This window comes from Alkalibacterium putridalgicola (genome assembly GCF_040959045.1).
GTDB lineage: Bacteria > Bacillota > Bacilli > Lactobacillales > Carnobacteriaceae_A > Alkalibacterium > Alkalibacterium putridalgicola.
This window is the reverse complement of the sequence record NZ_CP162615.1, coordinates 1,979,807-1,997,489: the sequence shown is the minus strand read 5'-3', so window position 1 is coordinate 1,997,489 and position 17,683 is coordinate 1,979,807. Positions and strand designations below refer to the sequence as shown.

Annotated in this window: 15 protein-coding genes; 11 read left to right on the top strand and 4 right to left on the bottom strand. The window is 41.2% G+C overall.

Annotated elements, in window-relative coordinates:
• The first annotated feature begins 594 nt into the window (after window positions 1–594).
• Window positions 595–1,536 (top strand): D-ribose ABC transporter substrate-binding protein, encoded by a 942-nt coding sequence (locus AB4027_RS09520; protein ID WP_368645154.1) that lies wholly within the window; start codon window positions 595–597, stop codon window positions 1,534–1,536.
• A gap of 177 nt (window positions 1,537–1,713) precedes the next feature.
• Window positions 1,714–2,181, top strand: coding sequence for a YrhK family protein (locus tag AB4027_RS09515; RefSeq protein WP_368645153.1), 468 nt, complete (start codon window positions 1,714–1,716; stop codon window positions 2,179–2,181).
• 30 nt (window positions 2,182–2,211) lie between these two features.
• Here the strand turns inward: AB4027_RS09515 and spx are convergent, their stop codons facing one another.
• On the bottom strand, window positions 2,212–2,622 hold the full coding sequence (gene spx / locus AB4027_RS09510; protein WP_368645152.1) for a transcriptional regulator Spx: 411 nt from the start codon (window positions 2,620–2,622) through the stop codon (window positions 2,212–2,214).
• 288 nt (window positions 2,623–2,910) lie between these two features.
• Here spx and AB4027_RS09505 point away from each other — a divergent pair, with 288 nt between their 5' ends.
• From AB4027_RS09505 to AB4027_RS09490, 4 genes are all read left to right on the top strand, one after another.
• Entirely contained in the window at window positions 2,911–3,822 is a 912-nt protein-coding gene (locus AB4027_RS09505) for an aldo/keto reductase family oxidoreductase (RefSeq protein ID WP_368645151.1), read from the top strand.
• An 82-nt stretch (window positions 3,823–3,904) separates the two neighbouring features.
• Window positions 3,905–4,207, top strand: a complete 303-nt coding sequence (locus tag AB4027_RS09500; protein ID WP_091529471.1) for a phasin family protein — start codon at window positions 3,905–3,907, stop codon at window positions 4,205–4,207.
• 66 nt (window positions 4,208–4,273) lie between these two features.
• Complete coding sequence (locus tag AB4027_RS09495; RefSeq protein ID WP_368645150.1) at window positions 4,274–5,869, top strand: ABC1 kinase family protein; 1,596 nt, start codon at window positions 4,274–4,276, stop codon at window positions 5,867–5,869.
• Between the two features lie 70 nt (window positions 5,870–5,939).
• On the top strand, window positions 5,940–6,896 hold the full coding sequence (locus AB4027_RS09490; protein WP_368645149.1) for an aromatic acid exporter family protein: 957 nt from the start codon (window positions 5,940–5,942) through the stop codon (window positions 6,894–6,896).
• Between the two features lie 77 nt (window positions 6,897–6,973).
• On the opposite strand, the gene AB4027_RS09485 is transcribed toward AB4027_RS09490, so the two are convergent.
• From AB4027_RS09485 to AB4027_RS09475, 3 genes are read right to left on the bottom strand one after another with little or no spacing between them, the layout of a single operon-like run.
• Window positions 6,974–7,387: a hypothetical protein gene (locus AB4027_RS09485; protein ID WP_368645148.1), complete on the bottom strand. Its 414-nt coding sequence runs from the start codon at window positions 7,385–7,387 to the stop codon at window positions 6,974–6,976.
• Window positions 7,388–7,392: 5 nt separating this feature from the next.
• Window positions 7,393–8,382 (bottom strand): flotillin-like protein FloA, encoded by a 990-nt coding sequence (floA, locus tag AB4027_RS09480; RefSeq protein ID WP_368645147.1) that lies wholly within the window; start codon window positions 8,380–8,382, stop codon window positions 7,393–7,395.
• Window positions 8,383–8,397: 15 nt separating this feature from the next.
• Window positions 8,398–9,000, bottom strand: coding sequence for an NfeD family protein (locus AB4027_RS09475; RefSeq protein WP_368645146.1), 603 nt, complete (start codon window positions 8,998–9,000; stop codon window positions 8,398–8,400).
• A gap of 248 nt (window positions 9,001–9,248) precedes the next feature.
• Here AB4027_RS09475 and glgB point away from each other — a divergent pair, with 248 nt between their 5' ends.
• The 5 genes from glgB (at window position 9,249) to AB4027_RS09450 (ending at window position 17,640) form a co-directional block, all read left to right on the top strand.
• Complete coding sequence (gene glgB, locus AB4027_RS09470) at window positions 9,249–11,162, top strand: 1,4-alpha-glucan branching protein GlgB (protein ID WP_368645145.1); 1,914 nt, start codon at window positions 9,249–9,251, stop codon at window positions 11,160–11,162.
• A gap of 61 nt (window positions 11,163–11,223) precedes the next feature.
• Window positions 11,224–12,369, top strand: a complete 1,146-nt coding sequence (locus AB4027_RS09465; RefSeq protein WP_368645144.1) for a glucose-1-phosphate adenylyltransferase — start codon at window positions 11,224–11,226, stop codon at window positions 12,367–12,369.
• Entirely contained in the window at window positions 12,359–13,537 is a 1,179-nt protein-coding gene (glgD, locus tag AB4027_RS09460) for a glucose-1-phosphate adenylyltransferase subunit GlgD (protein WP_368645143.1), read from the top strand. The genes AB4027_RS09465 and glgD overlap by 11 nt, the downstream gene beginning before the upstream one ends.
• 2 nt (window positions 13,538–13,539) lie before the next feature.
• On the top strand, window positions 13,540–14,979 hold the full coding sequence (glgA, locus tag AB4027_RS09455; protein WP_368645142.1) for a glycogen synthase GlgA: 1,440 nt from the start codon (window positions 13,540–13,542) through the stop codon (window positions 14,977–14,979).
• A 222-nt stretch (window positions 14,980–15,201) separates the two neighbouring features.
• The gene (locus AB4027_RS09450; RefSeq protein WP_368645141.1) at window positions 15,202–17,640 is read left to right on the top strand and encodes a glycogen/starch/alpha-glucan phosphorylase; all 2,439 of its coding nucleotides are present in this window, start codon (window positions 15,202–15,204) and stop codon (window positions 17,638–17,640) included.
• Window positions 17,641–17,683: the final 43 nt, after the last annotated feature.

Genomic DNA, 17,683 nt, shown 5'->3' with positions numbered 1-17,683 from the left:
CCAAATTGGTCTGAGTGCACTGATAAAGACGCTTCATCCCTAAGTCCGGTTCGCCTTCTGATAGAACGGGTTGATGCGTTAGGTTATGTCGGTGTTTTCTTCAGGTGAGGACAAGCTTCACATTTGAATGTCCGAAATCCGTTAGACAACTCATTATAGTAAAGCAATTATCTACTTGCTTTTTTACAAAAAAATCTTTCCTTGGTGATCGTACAGCAACTTCTTACCAATATTTTCATGCTAAAAATTGACCTATAACTTATTTATTTCATTGTGGCTATCTTTAGAAAAACACCATAGATTTATTCTGCCTTTTTTTCATCGATTTTTGAAGAAATGTGCAACAGGAATCTCAAAGCCAATACAATGACAGTTGAATCTATAATTTTGTAGATTATTAAACTGAAAAAATCCATGCGGGAACGCAGGACTCTTTTACGCATGAAGTATAGTTGTTAAAAAAACGTTTGCATTTTTTAATCGGTGTGTCCAGTTTTTACCAGCAGGTCGTTAAAGGTATCGTCATCATCATCGCTGTATTATTAGATCGCAAAAATGATTAAAAATCATAAAAACTATTAGGAGGAAATAAAGATGAAAAAATTAGTCGCATTGTTCAGTGCATCAGCATTACTATTGGGAGCTTGTGGAACGACAGGATTAGAAGGAAGCAACACGGAAGATAATGGTGAAGAAGGCATTGAAAGTGTAGAACCTGAAGAAATGGTTGTCGGTCTATCTGTCTCAACCCTGAATAACCCGTTCTTTGTCTCTTTGGAAGAAGGAGTCGTGAATACAGCTGAAGCAGAAGGAACAGAAGTCCGAACGGTAGATGCCCAGGACGATACAGCTAAACAGCTGAACGATATCAATGACCTTATCCAGCAGGAAGTCAATGTATTGCTTATTAATCCAGTCGATTCAGCAGCCATCGAACCGGCCATTGAATCTGCTAACAGTGCCGGCATCCCTGTAATCACGATCGACCGTTCCACAGAAGGCGGAGATGTGGTGACGCTGGTCGCTTCAGATAACGTTGAAGGTGGAGAAATGGCTGCGCAGCATATTATTGATCTGATAGGAGAAGGCGCAGTAACTGTTCAGCTGGAAGGCGTACCGGGAGCTTCTGCTACGCGTGAACGTGGAGAAGGCTTCATGAACGTCGCTGAAGACGGACTGGACGTTGTAGACAGCCAGACAGCCAACTTCAACCGTTCAGAAGGTTTGACCGTCATGGAGAATATGCTCCAGAGTAATTCAGATGTCGAAGCTGTCTTTGCACAGAATGATGAAATGGCCCTCGGTGCTTTAGAAGCTATCGAAGCAGCTGGACTGGCTGAAGATATCATTGTTGTCGGCTTTGACGGAAACGATGATGCTTTAGAAGCCATTGAAGCCGGACGTATGGATGCAACGATTGCACAGCAGCCAGTAGAGATGGGCCGTATCGCAATGGAAACAGCGTTCGAATACTTTGATGGAGAAGAGATCGAAGAATACATTGCAGCACCTTTAGAGCTCATTACAAACGAATAATAAAATAATTTACAAAAAAAGGGACTCTTGCAGTTCCTTTTTTGCTTGTGATGATCGATAGAGATTTATAAGTGTCGAGGTACTCGAGTTCATCTTGATTTCAAGTCATATTTCATGACCCGCTTCTAATCTTTTGCTATTCTATAAGTAATCAGTATAGTGAGAGGTGTCAAAAGCATGAAACCTAAGAAACCAATCAGACCGGAAAAACCTGAAATAGAGAAAAAAGAACATAAAGTCGATCCAGGAAAAGATGAAGATGTCGTTGTAAAAGTTGGCGGATTCCGTATCTATTTCCAGAACTACTATACGATCGTATCCCTGACCAATGACTTGCTCACAGGCGGGTTATATTTATCGGGAAGTCTGATGCAGACCTTTACAGATATGGAACGTGTGGGCATGTATTTGTACATTTTTGCCAGTTTTTTCCTGCTGATGCGACCTGTCCTCAGAATAATAAAATACGTTTATTTTTATGATAAAGATGAATATGAAAAGCAAGTGCTGGGTGACGCTGAGGAGAACTTTAAACCTGGAGAAGAATTAAAAAACAAGTATGAAGAAGCTAGGAGCGATGAATCACAGAAAAGAGATGAAGAGTATTCTGAAGACCATTCTGACCACAAAGAAAAAAATGAGTAGATGACTATCATCTACTCATTTTTTCTTTGCTTAGGCTGAATCTTCAACTGCTAACTGACGATGGATCTCTGCAAGTTCGATTTCTCTTACTTTTCGAGGAAGGAAGCATCTGATCTCTTCTTCATTGTAGCCGATTTGTAAACGACGGTCATCCATTATGATCGGACGACGGATCAGACTTGGCTGTTCGGTGAACAAATCCAGGAGTTCATTCATTGATAAGTCTTCGATGTCAAGCATTAAGGTCTGGTATGCCTGTGAACGATAAGAAATCAGTTCGCTGGTACCTTCCTCAGTCAGGCTAAGTATCTGTTTTATTTCGTGTTTCGTCAACGGTTCATGGAAAATGTTTTTTTCGGTAAAGGGTAACTCCTGTTCTTCTAACCATGCTTTAGCTTTTCGACAAGATGTGCAGCTCGGAGAAACGTATAATGTGATCATGGGTTATGACTCCTTTCAAAAGTCCAAGTGTGAGTATGTATACTCGATTTAAGATTTCAGAAAAGTGTGAACATTTTGTTACAATTACTATTTTAGAGGTTTTAAAAGAAAATGCAATACTATTTGACACTTTTTCGTCACATATGAGCTAATTTAATATAAGTAACTTCTTTGACACAATTTTGTCACATATGTTCAGAAGTGTTTATACCTTTTTTTTGGTGTTAGTTTAGCAATTACATCATAAAGATAGTACAATGAAACTATCATATATATGGAGGGTTCAATGTGAAAAAAATTAAATTGGGTCGATCTGATTTAAGTGTTTCTGAAATCGCTTTAGGTTGTATGCGTATGGATAAACTGGATGTTAAAGAGGCAGCAGAAGTGATTGAAACCGCTTATGACGAGGGTGTCAATTTTTATGATCATGCAGATATTTACGGCAAAGGAGAATCTGAACAGCGTTTTTCAGAAGCTTTAAAGAAAACATCGATCAAAAGAGACGATATACTCCTGCAGTCTAAAGCAGGGATCCGTTCAGGCTTTTTCGATTTCTCTAAAGAACACATTATATCCACAGTGGAAGGGTCATTGAAACGTCTGGACACGGATTACTTAGATGTCCTGCTTCTTCACCGTCCGGATGCTCTAGTTGAACCGGAGGAAGTGGCTGAAGCTTTTAATCAATTGCATTCAGCTGGAAAAGTGAAGCATTTTGGGGTAAGCAATCATAGCCCGCTGCAGATCGAACTCCTGAAAAAATACATCGATCAGGAATTGATAGCTAATCAGCTGCAATTCAGCGTGATGCATACTGGCATGGTAGATGCAGGGATCCACGTAAATACTAAAAATGAAAACTCGATCGATCATGACCGGGCAATACTTGATTACAGCCGCATCAATGATATGACGATCCAGCCATGGTCTCCAGTCCATGCTGAAAAAGGGGTCTTTTTAAACAATCCTGAATATCAGGAAGTGAATGATAAGCTGACAGAAATCGGAAAAAAATATGATGTAGATAATGAAGCAATGGCGATCGCCTGGATCCTTAGACATCCAGCGGAGATGCAGGTCATTTTGGGTACGATGACACCTGAACGGATAAGAAATTATTCCAAAGCATCAGGTGTGACGATGACACGAGAAGAATGGTACAGTATTTATCGTGCGGCAGGCAATATCGTCCCTTAAAAAGTGGAAGATTTGCTTATATCTGACATCAGAACAAATGAATGATATAATGAGAGTGTCTATTAACGAAAGGGGTTATCATATGTTAGAAGATATCAAAAAAGCATTGTTGATCGGCGTTGGCTCCACAGCGATCGCAGTCGAAAAAGCGGTTGAACAGGTAGATAAATTAGTCAGTCGCGGGAAATTGACAGTTTCTGAGGGGAAAAAGTTAACAGAAGAATTGATACAGAAGAAAAACAACACCCTAACTTCGGAAGATAAAGAAACACTTGAAGCTGTTTTACTGGAAATGAACGTGGCCCAGCGCCAGGACATTGATGATTTAGAAGAAAAAGTAAAAGAACTTGAAAGAAAACTCGATAATAAATCTACTGATGCATAAGGTTGGTGGTGTTGATCATATCCTTGGTCAGCACCTCTTTTCAACTTAAAGAGAGGAGGCAGACATTTGAAAAGTAACCGTGAGCGTTTAAGAGAGATCGCAAGTGTGCTGGCATCGTACGGATTCGGGCATATTTACCGCACGCGCCTGCGAACCAAACATAAAGAACAGGATGCTAGAAATCTTCGTTTAGCGTTTGAAGAATTGGGTCCGAGTTTTATTAAAATCGGTCAGATCATTTCGACACGTCAAGATTTATTGCCTCCCAACTACATAAATGAAATGTCTAAGTTAAGAGATGATGCGCCACCTTTTCCCTTTTCTGAGATCAGTCGGATATTTCATGAGGAATTCAAGGAATCTCTTGATGATGTATTTGAGTGGGTCGATGAAAAACCGATAGCGAGTGCCTCTGTGGCTCAAGTGCACAAGGCTAAATTATTAACGGGTGAAGATGTTGTCATTAAAGTCCAGCGTCCTGAAATCGAAGAAAATCTTCTTAGAGATATCAAGCTTTTCTCACGCATCGTTTCCATGGCTCCTGAGACGGTAAAAGAGATGCTTGTCGATGTGGAAGCGGCTTTTAAAGAAATCGAAGAGACGACAAAGAGAGAACTCGATTTTAGAAATGAAGGTCAGGCACTTATAAAATTTAAACAGCTTAATAAGGAAAACGATGCGGTCAGTGTACCGACGCCGTATCTGCCGTATACATCCAAGCGCGTACTGGTCGAAGATTACGTTGGAGGGATCAGAAGTCTGAACCTTCAGCAGATCAGAGAAGAAGGATATATCAAAAAAGACATTGCAGAAAAACTGGTGTTTTCCATTCTTTCTCAAGTGTTTAAAGATGGTTATTTCCACGGTGATCCTCATCCTGGGAATATTATTCTAAGCGATAATAAAATCGTATTTATTGACTTCGGTATAATTGGTGAATTGTCTGAAGCAGTGAAGAAAGATCTGATCAAAATGATGCGTGCTATCGTCTTTGAAGATATCGATCAGCTGATGAACCTGTTACTGCAGATGGCTATTATGAAAGAAAAAGTCGACCGGTTTCAATTCTCGGAAGATCTGGATGATTTTTATCAGTCTTATGTTTCAAAAAGCTTTGGACAAATCGATTTAAGTTCATTCTTTTCGGATGTCCTGCACGTCACGCGTAAGTATAAAATGGTCATGCCCAATGATTTCATTCTTCTGGCTAAATCTTTGACCATCCTGGAAGGTGTCGTCACCGATCTGCATCCCGATATAAATATTTTGGAGATCGCATCGGATTATATTAAGTCAAGTGATGATATTGAGATCTTTGAATCCTTCTCTTCTGCGAAAGTGAAAATGAGCGCCTATCAGCTGGCAATGGATTCGATCAAGTTTCCTTCCTCACTCAAACGTGCTTTAGATACTGTCAATAATGGAAGACTGATGGTTCACATCGATCTGGTCCACTTTGATGAAAAATGGCGTGAAGTAAACAAGATGGTCAATCGATTAGTTTTTGCTGTCATTATTGCCGCTCTGATCCTTGCATCTGCCATCATATTTGTCATGGCAGAAGCCGCCGGTGTTTCGATTTTTGCTATCATCATCTTTATTGGAGCAGGCGTGATGGGGCTTTGGCTACTGATATCTATTATCAAGTCAGGCACCTTATGACTCAGTTTCAATGACTCCGGCTTTTAAAGAGTATCTGAATTGAATGTTACAACAAGAGAGGACAGATAGTATGACCATTAAGTTAAAAACGATAAAAATTGTCCTCGCCACCTTTATTTCTATACTGATCGCTCAAGCACTCGGTCTTGAGTACCCAATGGCAGCAGGCATTATAGCCATATTGAGTGTACTGGACACGAAAAAAGAGTCGATAGCTACAGCATTACAGCGGTTAGCTTCAACGGTAGTGGCATTTTTTATCGCCTCCGTTATATTTTATCTTTTCGGATTTTCCGTTTTGACTTTTAGTCTGTATCTGTTATTTTATGTACCTGTGGCTTACAGGTATAATCTTCAGTCGGGTATCGCACCCTGTTCTGTATTAGTTACGCACTTTGTTATTGCTGAGAGTATCGCGTTGTACTGGCAGATCAACGGACTGCTTTTAATGACCATAGGGGCAGTGATCGCTATTATTTTCAATTTATGGATGCCTTCTTATGAAAAAGATTTAAATCAGAAGATCCGCTCGATCGAAGAGGAACTGCGTCAGTTTTTAAGTTTGTTTCATACTTATCTGATGGGAGATACCGCGCATCAAGCGCTTAATGCTAAGGCACGCAAGCTTGCCGACCTACTGGAGGAGACTGAACAAATAGCCCTGCTGGATCATGAAAACCAGTTGGTTAATTATAGTGATTACTACATCAAGTACACACTAATGAGAGAACGACAACTGGACATATTAAAGGTCATGATTCAGAATATAACGGCTGTGCGACTTGAAACAGAACAGAACTTGGAGCTTGCACTACTGTTCGATGATATAGCCAATCAGCTCCATGAAACGAACCCAGGCTTGTCGCTGCTGGATCATATCTCAGTCCTGTATCGTCATTTCAGGCAATCGAAATTACCAAGAACAAGAGCAGAATTTGAAAGTCGAGCTATTTTATTTCAGATCCTGAGAGATATTGAACGTTTTATTGAAATTAAGAGAGACTTTTTTATGACTCATTCAGAGTAGATAAAAAGCTTCAAACAGAGAAGAGCAGCCGGAAAAGGGCCTGTCACTTCTTGTTTGAAGCTTTTATTTATAGTCAGCTAATCATCTCGCATAGAGACTGGTTTTTCCAATATCTCTTTATAGACGATGGCTTCTTTCAGCCTCTTTTTACTGAAAGAAGTCGATACTTTCTTTTCCTTAGCTCGGTAAGGATCATCAATGGTTACAACATCTTTGATCATCGGTCTATGCGTTTCGCGTACTTTATCTCTTGCTCTCGGTGTACGTGTGTACCTCTCTTCACGCACAGGGCGGTTGCTTATTCTCTCAGTTTTTTTCTCGTTTCGTCTGACGGTTTCCGTCGACTGTACGGGCGCTTCCACTTCACTGCGGTCATTTGTGTGCCTCTGGTTGGAAGCATTTTTAGTGAACTTAGTGAAGAAGGTTGCGATGGACGAAACGATCGCGAAAAATATGAATAACTGAATGATCCAAACAAATACGAAAGGCATATTTATCACTCTTCTTCTTCAGATGATTGGCCGGATATCGCTGTTCTCATTTCTGTGTCAGCATTTACATTCTTCATTTTGTAATAATCCATGACACCCATGTTGCCGCTTCTTAAAGCTTCTGACATAGCAAGTGGGACTTCAGCTTCGGCTTCAACCACTTTCGCACGCATTTTCTGAGTTTCTGCACGCATTTCCTGTTCCTGGGCGATCGCCATGGAGCGGCGTTCTTCAGCTTTAGCCTGAGCGATGTTTTTGTCCGCTTCAGCTTGTTCTGTCTGAAGTTTAGCTCCGATGTTACGGCCAACGTCTACGTCCGCAATATCGATGGATAGTATTTCGAAAGCTGTACCAGAATCTAATCCTTTACCTAAAACGGTTTTAGAAATCATATCTGGGTTTTCAAGAACATCGGAATGCTTATCAGCAGAACCGACGGTCGTAACGACACCTTCACCAACACGGGCGATGATCGTATCTTCACCTGCACCACCAACTAAACGTTCAATGTTTGCCCGTACGGTTACTTTTGCTTTAGCAATGATTTCGATACCGTCTTTTGCTACTGCGGCAATGTCCGGTGTCACGATAACCTTAGGATTAACTGAGACCTGAACAGCTTCAAACACATTTCGTCCAGCTAAGTCGATTGCTGCAGCTTTTACAAATTCAAGGTCGATTTCAGCACGATGTGAAGCAATCAGTGCATCAATGACGAGGTTGACATTCCCTCCAGCCAGATAATGAGCTTCCAGTTCATCTGTTGATAAGTGAAGTCCGGCTTTCGTCGCTTTGATCAAAGGACGAATGATCGAATGGGGACTGACTTGACGTAGTCGCATACCTACTAACGTACCGATGCCGACTTTTACTCCTGAAAAGTACGCTGTGACCCATAATCCCACTGGGACAAAACGTAGAAAGACACTGATCAGTATTAATATGATCACTGCGGTAATAATGATGCCAACATATCCGTTACCTAATAAATCCATAGTCATTTCTCCTATCTATTTTTTTCTAACCGTTATCTTTGTTCCTTTGACTTTATCTACGATTACTGTTGTCCCTTTTGAGATGTGTCCTTCTGTACTTAGTACATCATATAAAGCAGGGTCATCACCAAAAGTAACTTTACCAGATGGGCGAAGCGGAGTGACGGCAACACCTTCATCATCCACATGAATGATTTCTTTTTCGACTTTACTGTTATTATTTGAACTTTGCATATTGGTCTGCAGAATAAGTTTATTTACATTCGACAATGAATATCCGTTCTTGATGAGATAGATAATGACACCAGCCGTTATGACCACGGACAAGCTCAAATCTCTTATGGTCTGCCCGAAATCACCAATAGTCAAGTATAATCCGGAAATCAGAAGTACTATACCAATGATACCTGCAGCGCCAAACTCGGGGATGAAAATCTCAAAAACGATCAGTAACAGTCCTGCTGTAAACAGCACGATCGGTAGCCAGGTCTCTGTTCCGATAAAGTGAAAATAAGCTGCAGTACTGATCAATGCGAGGCCGGCACCACTTTTTAAATAGGGTGTAAGAATGGCAATGGCTACCCCTATGAACCCTAATCCTAGTAGCAATCCTTCCATTAGTCTGAATCCTCCTTCCTGCTTATTCGTTAACGATCTTACAATGTCATCATACCATTTTAAGAAAGGGTTGTCATCGGTCTGAAGGCCGATTAGAGAATCGTTAAAATGTTTCGATTGTTAACTATTCACAAGATGAAAAGTTTGGTATAGTATATGTATTACGTTACAATGATACTACAATAGCATTCGAAGGAGTCTTAACTTTACAAGACTTAGCAAGATACGTTTCACAAAGGGGGATATTAATGAATGAGGGAAAAGAGAAGTTAGAATACGATAATAATGATTTAGCATCTTATTATCTTTTTAACGAGGGGACACAGTACGACAGCTATACCACTATGGGGTGTAAAAAAGTGGAAGATGGCTATGTTTTCACCGTCTGGGCTCCAAATGCACAGGCTGTATATCTCGTGGGGGACTTCAATAGCTGGTCTGAATTGGATGAGATGCAGAAAGTTGAAGAAACAGGTATGTTCAGATTAAAAGATTCAAGGCCTGAAAAAGGTCAATGTTATAAATATAAGGTCATTCAGGCAGATGGAACCGTTGCATATAAGATAGATCCTTATGCATACGAGTTTGAGGTCAGACCTAATGATGCATCTGTCGTTCGAGATCTGCCAGCCAAACAGTGGAAAGATGGCTTATGGATGGCTAATCGCAGGAGACTGGAAATCTACAATCGTCCTCTGAATATATACGAAGTTCATTTGAGCTCGTGGAAACATCATGAAGATGGTTCATGGTATACGATCGAAGAATTGAAACAAGAATTGATCCCTTATGTAAAAAAACTGGGATATACTCATATAGAATTTATGCCATTGATGGAACATCCGCTTGATGCAAGCTGGGGCTATCAGGCCACAGGGTTTTTCGGACTGTCGTCCAAGTACGGTACGGTCGAAGAGCTGCAGGATTTCGTGGAGACGGCTCATCAGGAAAATATCGGTGTCATTATGGACTGGGTACCGAGTCATTATAATAGAAATGCTTATGGACTGGCTTATTTTGATGGCACACCTCAGTTTGAGTATAGCGACCCGAATCAGGCGAATAACAATCGATGGGGAACATTAAACTTTGATTTAGGTAAAAGTCAGGTACGCAGTTATCTGATATCGAATGCCTTATTCTGGCTGGAACAGTTCCATCTGGATGGGTTGCGCGTCGATGCAGTCAGCAATATGCTGTATCTGGATTATGATCTGGGGGACTGGACACCGAATGACGAAGGAACGAATGTCAATAAAGCAGGTGTTGAGTTCGTTCAGATCATGAATAAGAAAATTTTCGAAAGACACCCTGATGTCCTGATGATGGCTGAAGAAAGTACGGCATGGCCAAAAGTGACGCACCCTGTACACGAAGGCGGACTCGGCTTCAATTACAAATGGAATATGGGATGGATGAATGATACGCTTCGCTTCTTTGAAATGGATCCTTTATATAGAAAAAATCATTTTAATCTGATCACCTTTTCATTCATGTATACATTCAATGAAAATTATGTCCTGCCTTTTTCTCACGATGAAGTCGTTCACGGAAAAAAATCAATGATGCATAAAATGTTCGGAGACCGATACAATCAGTTCGCGGGACTGAGAACGATCGAAACGTACCGCATGATGCACCCCGGCAAAAAACTTCAGTTTATGGGGGCAGAATTTGGTCAGTTCCTTGAATGGCGCTTCCAGGAAGGTCTTGTATGGGACAGTCTTGATGATTCAATGAATGCGAAACATTTAGCATTCACTCAACAGTTGAATACTTTTTACAAGGAACAAAGAGCACTCTGGGAAGTAGATCACCAACCCGAAGGAACCGAGTTACTGCAGGCAGATAATGCGGATGAATCTCTGCTTTTCTTTATCCGTAAAGGCAACAAGCCACGAGATTTCGTTATTGTCTTATGTAATTTTGTTCCTGTTGAAAGACAGAATGTCAAAGTTGGGGTCCCTTTCAAAGGACAGTATGAAGAAGTCTGGAATACTGAGTGGGACTCACTAGGTGGAACTTGGACGAAATCTCAAGGCGTATTGAAAACAACAGAAGAATCAGCTCACGGTAAAGATCATGCGCTTGAAGTCATCTTGCCTGCGCTGAGTGTTGTGGTTTTAAAGCCTAAGCGCGTTTACGGCGTTCCCAAAAAATAAAAAGAGAAAATAATTCAGTTATAAGGAGGGAAGGAAGGTCTATAGACACTTCCGAAATAGAATGAAAACTGAAACAGTCGCAATGATATTAGCCGGAGGACAAGGGTCACGACTAGGAAAGTTAACAAAACAAATCGCCAAACCAGCCGTTCCTTTTGGAGGGAATTATCGCATCATCGACTTCGCACTGTCTAACTGTGCAAATTCTGGTATCACCGATGTCGGTGTCGTTACTCAGTACCAGCCGCTGATTTTAAATAATCATGTTGGGAACGGAGCCAGCTGGGGACTGAATCGTCATAACGGTGAAGCTACGATCTTACAGCCTTATTCCAGTATGGAAGGTGAGAAGTTCTTTAAGGGAACGTCTCATGCCGTGTATCAGAATATCGACTTTATCGATAAGAAGAATCCCGAGTATGTAGTCATTCTTTCTGGAGACCATATCTATAAAATGGATTATCAGAAAATGATCGATTACCATAAAGAACAGGAGGCCACGTTAACTGTAGGGGTCATGCCGGTACCGTGGGAAGATGCTTCACGCTTTGGTGTCATGAATACTGATAAAACGGATCGTATCATCGAATTCCAGGAAAAACCGGAAAATCCCAAATCCAATCTGGCTTCAATGGGGATCTATATCTTCAACTGGGACAGACTTAAAAAGTACTTGGTGGATAACCAGGCGAAAGACAGACAGCTGACGGATTTCGGTCATCATGTCATTCCCGCCTACTTAAGAAACAATGAAGCGATATATGCCTATTCATTTGAGGGATATTGGAAGGATGTCGGCACGATCGAAAGCTTATGGAGCGCCAACATGGAATTCCTGGATCCCGAACATGAACTGGATATCAGAGATAAAAATTGGCGTGTCTATTCAAACAATCCAAACACGACTCCGCAGTTTATGACCGACACAGCTAAAGTCACGGATTCCATGATTACAGATGGCTGCTATATTGCCGGAGAAGTGGAACATTCCATTCTGTCTCATAGCGTGAAGCTTGGAGAGAATTCTTATATCAAAGATTCTTTTGTAATGCCTGACGCAGTCATCGGGAAAAATGTGAAAATCGAGAAAGCGATCATCGGTGAAGGTGCCCATATCCATGATGGCACAGAGATAATTGGTACGGATGATAACATTGAAGTTGTCGGTTATGATGAAGAAGTGGGAGGCTACTCAGATGAGAACTAAAATTGCACCTATATTAAATTTAGTAGAAGACAGTGAAAAACTTTTACCGCTGACAAACAGGAGACCGGTAGCTTCTTTACCTTTCGGTTCCCGTTACCGTTTGATCGACTTCCCGTTCTCCAGTCTGTCAAGTATTGAAGCCCCCTCGGCAGCTTTATTCATATCAGGTTCCGGTCATTCCCTGTACGATCACATCAGATCAGGGGCGACTTGGGGACTGGAATCATCGGTCGGTGGAGGGGTCTTTACTCACTCACATATAAATCTTAAGGCCGAGCTTGAAGATGCAGATCGCTATCAAGGAAACTATTATGATGATCATCATCATTATGTGTCACGCTCCAATGCAGATTATGTCCTGATCATGGGGTCCAATATGCTGTCAAACATACGCCTCGATTCCCTGATGCGTTTTCATGAAAAGAAAGACAGCGATGCAACGGTCATCTATAAAAAGATAGATAGAAGTGAAGTACGTGAGGACTCTATTCATACTGCTCTAATGATGAGTGAGAATGATAACGATCAGATCGATGATATTCGTCCCATTTCAGAGATTTCCGATGAGAATGAATCGATGCTATTGAATATGGAAATGATCCTCTTAAGTAAAGATAAATTCATGAATTATCTCTTTGAAGCCAAACAGAATGGCTGGGATGTGACTGTTAAGAACATCATCAGTTCCTGCAAAGATGCCGATCACAAGATTTATGGCTTCGAGTATACAGGCTACCTTAAAGTGATCGAAGATATATTGAGTTATTATCAGGCAAATATGGATATGCTTGATGAAGATAACTTCAACGCGTTATTCTATCGTGCCAACCCGGTACTTACAAAGCCGAAAAATTCTGCTCCGACTTACTATGGAAAAAATGCGGTCATTCATAATGCTCAGTTTGCAAATGACTGCGAGGTATACGGAAAAGTTGAGAATTCGATCATTTTCCGAAAAGTGACCATTGCTGAAGGTGCGCATATCGAAAATTCGATCATTATGCAGGACTCATGTGTAGAAGAGGACACGCATTTGAAGTACGTTATTCTGGATAAGCATGTGTATGTCAAGAAAGGTGCTCGTTTAGAAGGTACGCCCGACCAACCGATCGTTGTTGCAAAAGACAGTATCATATATGAGGACGGGACTATTGAGGAAGGTGAATGAAAATGAAACTATTATTTGCCGCCTCGGAATGCGCGCCATTTTTTAAAACCGGCGGCCTCGGTGATGTCATGGGTGCCTTACCGAAAGAGTTATCTGAAAGTGGACATGATGTCCGTGTCGTCTTGCCGTATTTTGTCCAGAAAATGGATGAGGAGACCAAAGCACAGCTGGTAGATGTCACTGATTTCACTGTAGAAGTTGGCTGGCGCAAGCAATACTGCGGGATAAAAAAACTGGAAAAAGACTCTGTTACCTATTATTTCATCGACAATCTCTTTTATTTCGACCGTTCGGAATTGTATGATTATGGCGATGACGGTGAACGCTTTGCTTTCTTCCAGCAAGCCGCCATCGAGATGCTGGAAAAAATAGATTTTATTCCAGATGTCCTTCATGTGAATGACTGGCAGACCGCCATGATCCCTGTGTTACTCAAAGATAAATATGCCTGGATCAATGACTTGAGAGACATCAAAACTGTCATTACGATTCATAACATCCTCTTTCAAGGTGTCTATGATCAGTATATTTTATCTGATTATTTCAATATCGGCTATGCAGCTTTCCATGAAGATGGATTGAAGTATGGAGATAAAGTCTGCTGGCTGAAAGGCGCACTTTACTATTCTGATTTAGTGACGACCGTTAGTCCGACCTATGCAGAAGAAATCAAAACACCTGAATTCGGATATGGTCTGGATAATGATTTGAGAAAAGTCAGTCACAAACTGATAGGGATCCTTAATGGGATCGATTATGAAACCTACGATCCCGAAAAAGATGAAACGATCCCTCATAACTTCTCTACAGAAGATTTAAGCGGCAAAGCGAAAAATAAACGAGCTTTGCAGACAAGAGTGGGACTGCCTGAAGAAGATGACATTGCCCTGATCGGTGTCGTCACACGCCTGGATGAACAGAAAGGTGTGCAGCTGATCGTTGATGCCATGGAAGAACTGCTTACTTACCGCAATGTGCAGTTTGTATTACTGGGAACAGGTAAGCCTTACTTTGAGGATGCTCTCAGATACTTTACCGACAAATACCCTGATAAGTGTCAGGCGATCATCCACTTTGACAGTGAACTTGCTCAATGGATCTATGCAGGTGTTGATTTCTTCCTGATGCCTTCACAGTTTGAACCATGCGGATTGTCACAGTTGAATTCTCTGCGATATGGTACTTTACCAATCGTCCATGAAGTCGGTGGTCTGGTGGATACGATCGACGCATACAATCCAGTTTCGGAAGAAGGGAATGGATTCAGTTTCTATGATTTCAATACTCAGACTATGCTGAACACCATTGATCGGGCTTTAACAGTTTACTATGATAAACCGGAAAGTTTGAAAAAGTTAAAAATCAGAGCAATGAAGACAGATAATAGCTGGGAAAAATCGGCGCAGGAGTATATTGAGAATTACAAATGTCTGATTTACTGATAGAGACTCGAGCGACCAGTCACCTACTGGTCGTTCGAGCTTTTTTTTAAAAATAAATAGATGTGTCAAATATTACACGATGAACATATATTTTCATGGTGATGGATAATTCGCGTTATTATACACTTGCTAGCCTTAGAGTGAAGAGCCTCAGCCTGACGTGTATCTTTTTTTATTTTTACCTTTAGGGTATACTTGTTACCAACACATGGAGGAATGCTTATGACGTTAACAGTTAAAGAATTTATAAAAGATTTTAAAGCACAATTTCAAAGTATGTATGCTTATTCATATGAAGAAGGATCAACTGAGCAATTATATAACGCTTTGGGGATTTATGTGAAAAATCAGCTCTCAGGTAATTGGAAAGAGACACGAGAGAATTATGTAAAAAACAGCGTGAAGCAAGTTTTTTATTTTTCAATGGAGTTTCTTCCTGGCCGGCAGTTGGAGAGTAATGCCTATAATCTAGGGTTACTCGACACCGTTAGAGAAGGTCTGAAGGAAATGGGCCTTTCGTTTGACGAATTAGAAGAAGCGGAAGCAGATCCCGCATTAGGCAATGGTGGCTTGGGCCGCCTGGCGTCCTGCTTTATGGATTCGCTGGCCTCACTGGGTATTCCAGGAAACGGGAACGGAATCCGATATCAGTATGGCCTTTTCAGACAGAAATTTGTAGACGGCTATCAAGTCGAACTTCCTGAAAACTGGTTGCGTTACAGAAATGTATGGGAAACACGTAACGACAAATCTACCTGTATGGTCAGATTTGGTGGTAATGTATGGCTCGAGGAAAATCATCTGGGGTTCATGGAAACGAAATACGAGAATACTTTGAATGTCCTGGCTGTTCCTTATGATACCCCTATGGTCGGATATAGAAATGACGTCGTCAATAACTTGAGACTCTGGTCGGCAGAGATCCCCGTTGACGAAGAGGAAAATTATCATACTCTTGAAGCCACTGAACCGATCAAAGAGATCACGCAGGTCCTGTATCCGGATGATTCCAATTATGAAGGTCGTCTGTTGAGACTGAAACAGGAATACTTTATGGTGTCAGCGGGTGTTCAATCGATCCTGCGTCATTTCAGAAAGTACAATCTGCCGAGAAAAAATATCCCGGATAAAGTGGCTATCCATATCAATGATACCCATCCGGCTTTGGTTATTCCGGAGATGATGCGTATTTTACTGGATGAAGAACATTTATCCTGGGAACAGGCGTGGGAGATCACGTTCAAGACCTGCAGTTATACCAACCATACGATATTAAGAGAAGCGCTGGAGAAATGGCCGATAGAAATGATGAAGGAATTGCTTCCTCGTATTTATATGATCATTGAGGAGATCAATCGCCGGTTCGTAGAAACAACGATGCCTATTTATGGTGAACGGATCACCTGGCAGACAGCTATCCTGCAAAACGGTGTCGTCAATATGGCACATTTAGCTGTTATCGGCAGCCATAGCGTCAACGGTGTGGCCAAGCTGCATACTGAGATTTTGATGAATGATGTACTGAAAGACTTCTTTGAGCTTTATCCTGAACGATTCAACAATAAAACGAATGGAATCACACAACGACGCTGGGTCCATTTATCCAATCCGGGCTTGACTCAGCTTATTGACAAAAAAATTGGTGAAGACTGGAAGAAAAATCCTTCAGAACTGAAAATCTTTAAAGGGTATGAGAAGGATAAGAAAACACTTCAGAAACTGGCGGATATCAAACTTGATAATAAACAGCGCTTAGCTGACTATATTGAAGAAGTCCAAGGGGTCAAAGTAAACCCGAAAGCCATCTTCGATGTACAGATCAAACGGCTGCATGCGTATAAACGTCAGCACTTGAATATGCTCCACATTCTTCATCGTTATCTGGAGATCAAAGAAAATCCTACGGTGGATTTCGTCCCACGCGTCTTTATTTTCGGAGCTAAAGCGGCACCGAGCTATGTCTACGCTAAACAGATCATCAAAGTCATTAATTCACTGGCCAATTTGGTGAATAATGATCCGGATGTCGGGGACAAACTAAAAATCGTTTTCTTTGAGAACTATGGGGTCTCACTGGCAGAAAAAATCATTCCGGCTGCAGATATCAGTGAACAGATATCCCTTGCCAGCATGGAAGCCTCTGGAACAAGCAACATGAAACTGATGGCCAACGGAGCATTGACCCTGGCTACTCTCGATGGGGCTAATATCGAAATCAGAGATTTTGTTGGTGAAGAGAATATGTTCATTTTCGGACTATCCAGTAAGGAGGTCTACGACTTAAAGGCAGCGGGCAACTACAATGCCAGAGGAATATATGAGTCGAACGACAAACTGCGACGTACGCTGGACGCTCTGACTAATGGTACGATTCCGGGGCTTCAGGATGAAGGCTATGCGATTTTCGATTCTTTAGTCAATTATAATGATGAATACTTTGTATTAAAAGATTTTGATTCATATGTAAAAGCACAGGGGAAAGTGGATGAACTATATAAAAATGAAAAAGAATGGACCCGCAAGTCTCTTCTGAATATTGCTTCTTCCGCACCCTTCTCAGCTGACTATACGATAAAACGCTATGCAGATGATATCTGGAAAGCGAAACAGTTCAGCAAAAAGGGCGGAAGTGTTCAACCTCTAGATGAACCGATAGCTTAATAGATCATAAAAAACTTGTCTCCTTTTGAGGGGGCAAGTTTTT

Excerpts from the sequence above, each read along its gene's own strand:
- AB4027_RS09465 (WP_368645144.1), top strand. The coding sequence starts at position 11,224 with ATGAAAACTGAAACAGTCGCAATGATATTAGCCGGAGGACAAGGGTCA.
- glgD (WP_368645143.1), top strand. The coding sequence starts at position 12,359 with ATGAGAACTAAAATTGCACCTATATTAAATTTAGTAGAAGACAGTGAA.
- AB4027_RS09520 (WP_368645154.1), top strand. The coding sequence starts at position 595 with ATGAAAAAATTAGTCGCATTGTTCAGTGCATCAGCATTACTATTGGGA.
- AB4027_RS09515 (WP_368645153.1), top strand. The coding sequence starts at position 1,714 with ATGAAACCTAAGAAACCAATCAGACCGGAAAAACCTGAAATAGAGAAA.
- AB4027_RS09475 (WP_368645146.1), bottom strand. The coding sequence starts at position 9,000 with ATGGAAGGATTGCTACTAGGATTAGGGTTCATAGGGGTAGCCATTGCC.
- AB4027_RS09450 (WP_368645141.1), top strand. The coding sequence starts at position 15,202 with ATGACGTTAACAGTTAAAGAATTTATAAAAGATTTTAAAGCACAATTT.
- AB4027_RS09500 (WP_091529471.1), top strand. The coding sequence starts at position 3,905 with ATGTTAGAAGATATCAAAAAAGCATTGTTGATCGGCGTTGGCTCCACA.
- AB4027_RS09485 (WP_368645148.1), bottom strand. The coding sequence starts at position 7,387 with ATGCCTTTCGTATTTGTTTGGATCATTCAGTTATTCATATTTTTCGCG.
- glgB (WP_368645145.1), top strand. The coding sequence starts at position 9,249 with ATGAATGAGGGAAAAGAGAAGTTAGAATACGATAATAATGATTTAGCA.
- spx (WP_368645152.1), bottom strand. The coding sequence starts at position 2,622 with ATGATCACATTATACGTTTCTCCGAGCTGCACATCTTGTCGAAAAGCT.
- glgA (WP_368645142.1), top strand. The coding sequence starts at position 13,540 with ATGAAACTATTATTTGCCGCCTCGGAATGCGCGCCATTTTTTAAAACC.
- floA (WP_368645147.1), bottom strand. The coding sequence starts at position 8,382 with ATGGATTTATTAGGTAACGGATATGTTGGCATCATTATTACCGCAGTG.
- AB4027_RS09490 (WP_368645149.1), top strand. The coding sequence starts at position 5,940 with ATGACCATTAAGTTAAAAACGATAAAAATTGTCCTCGCCACCTTTATT.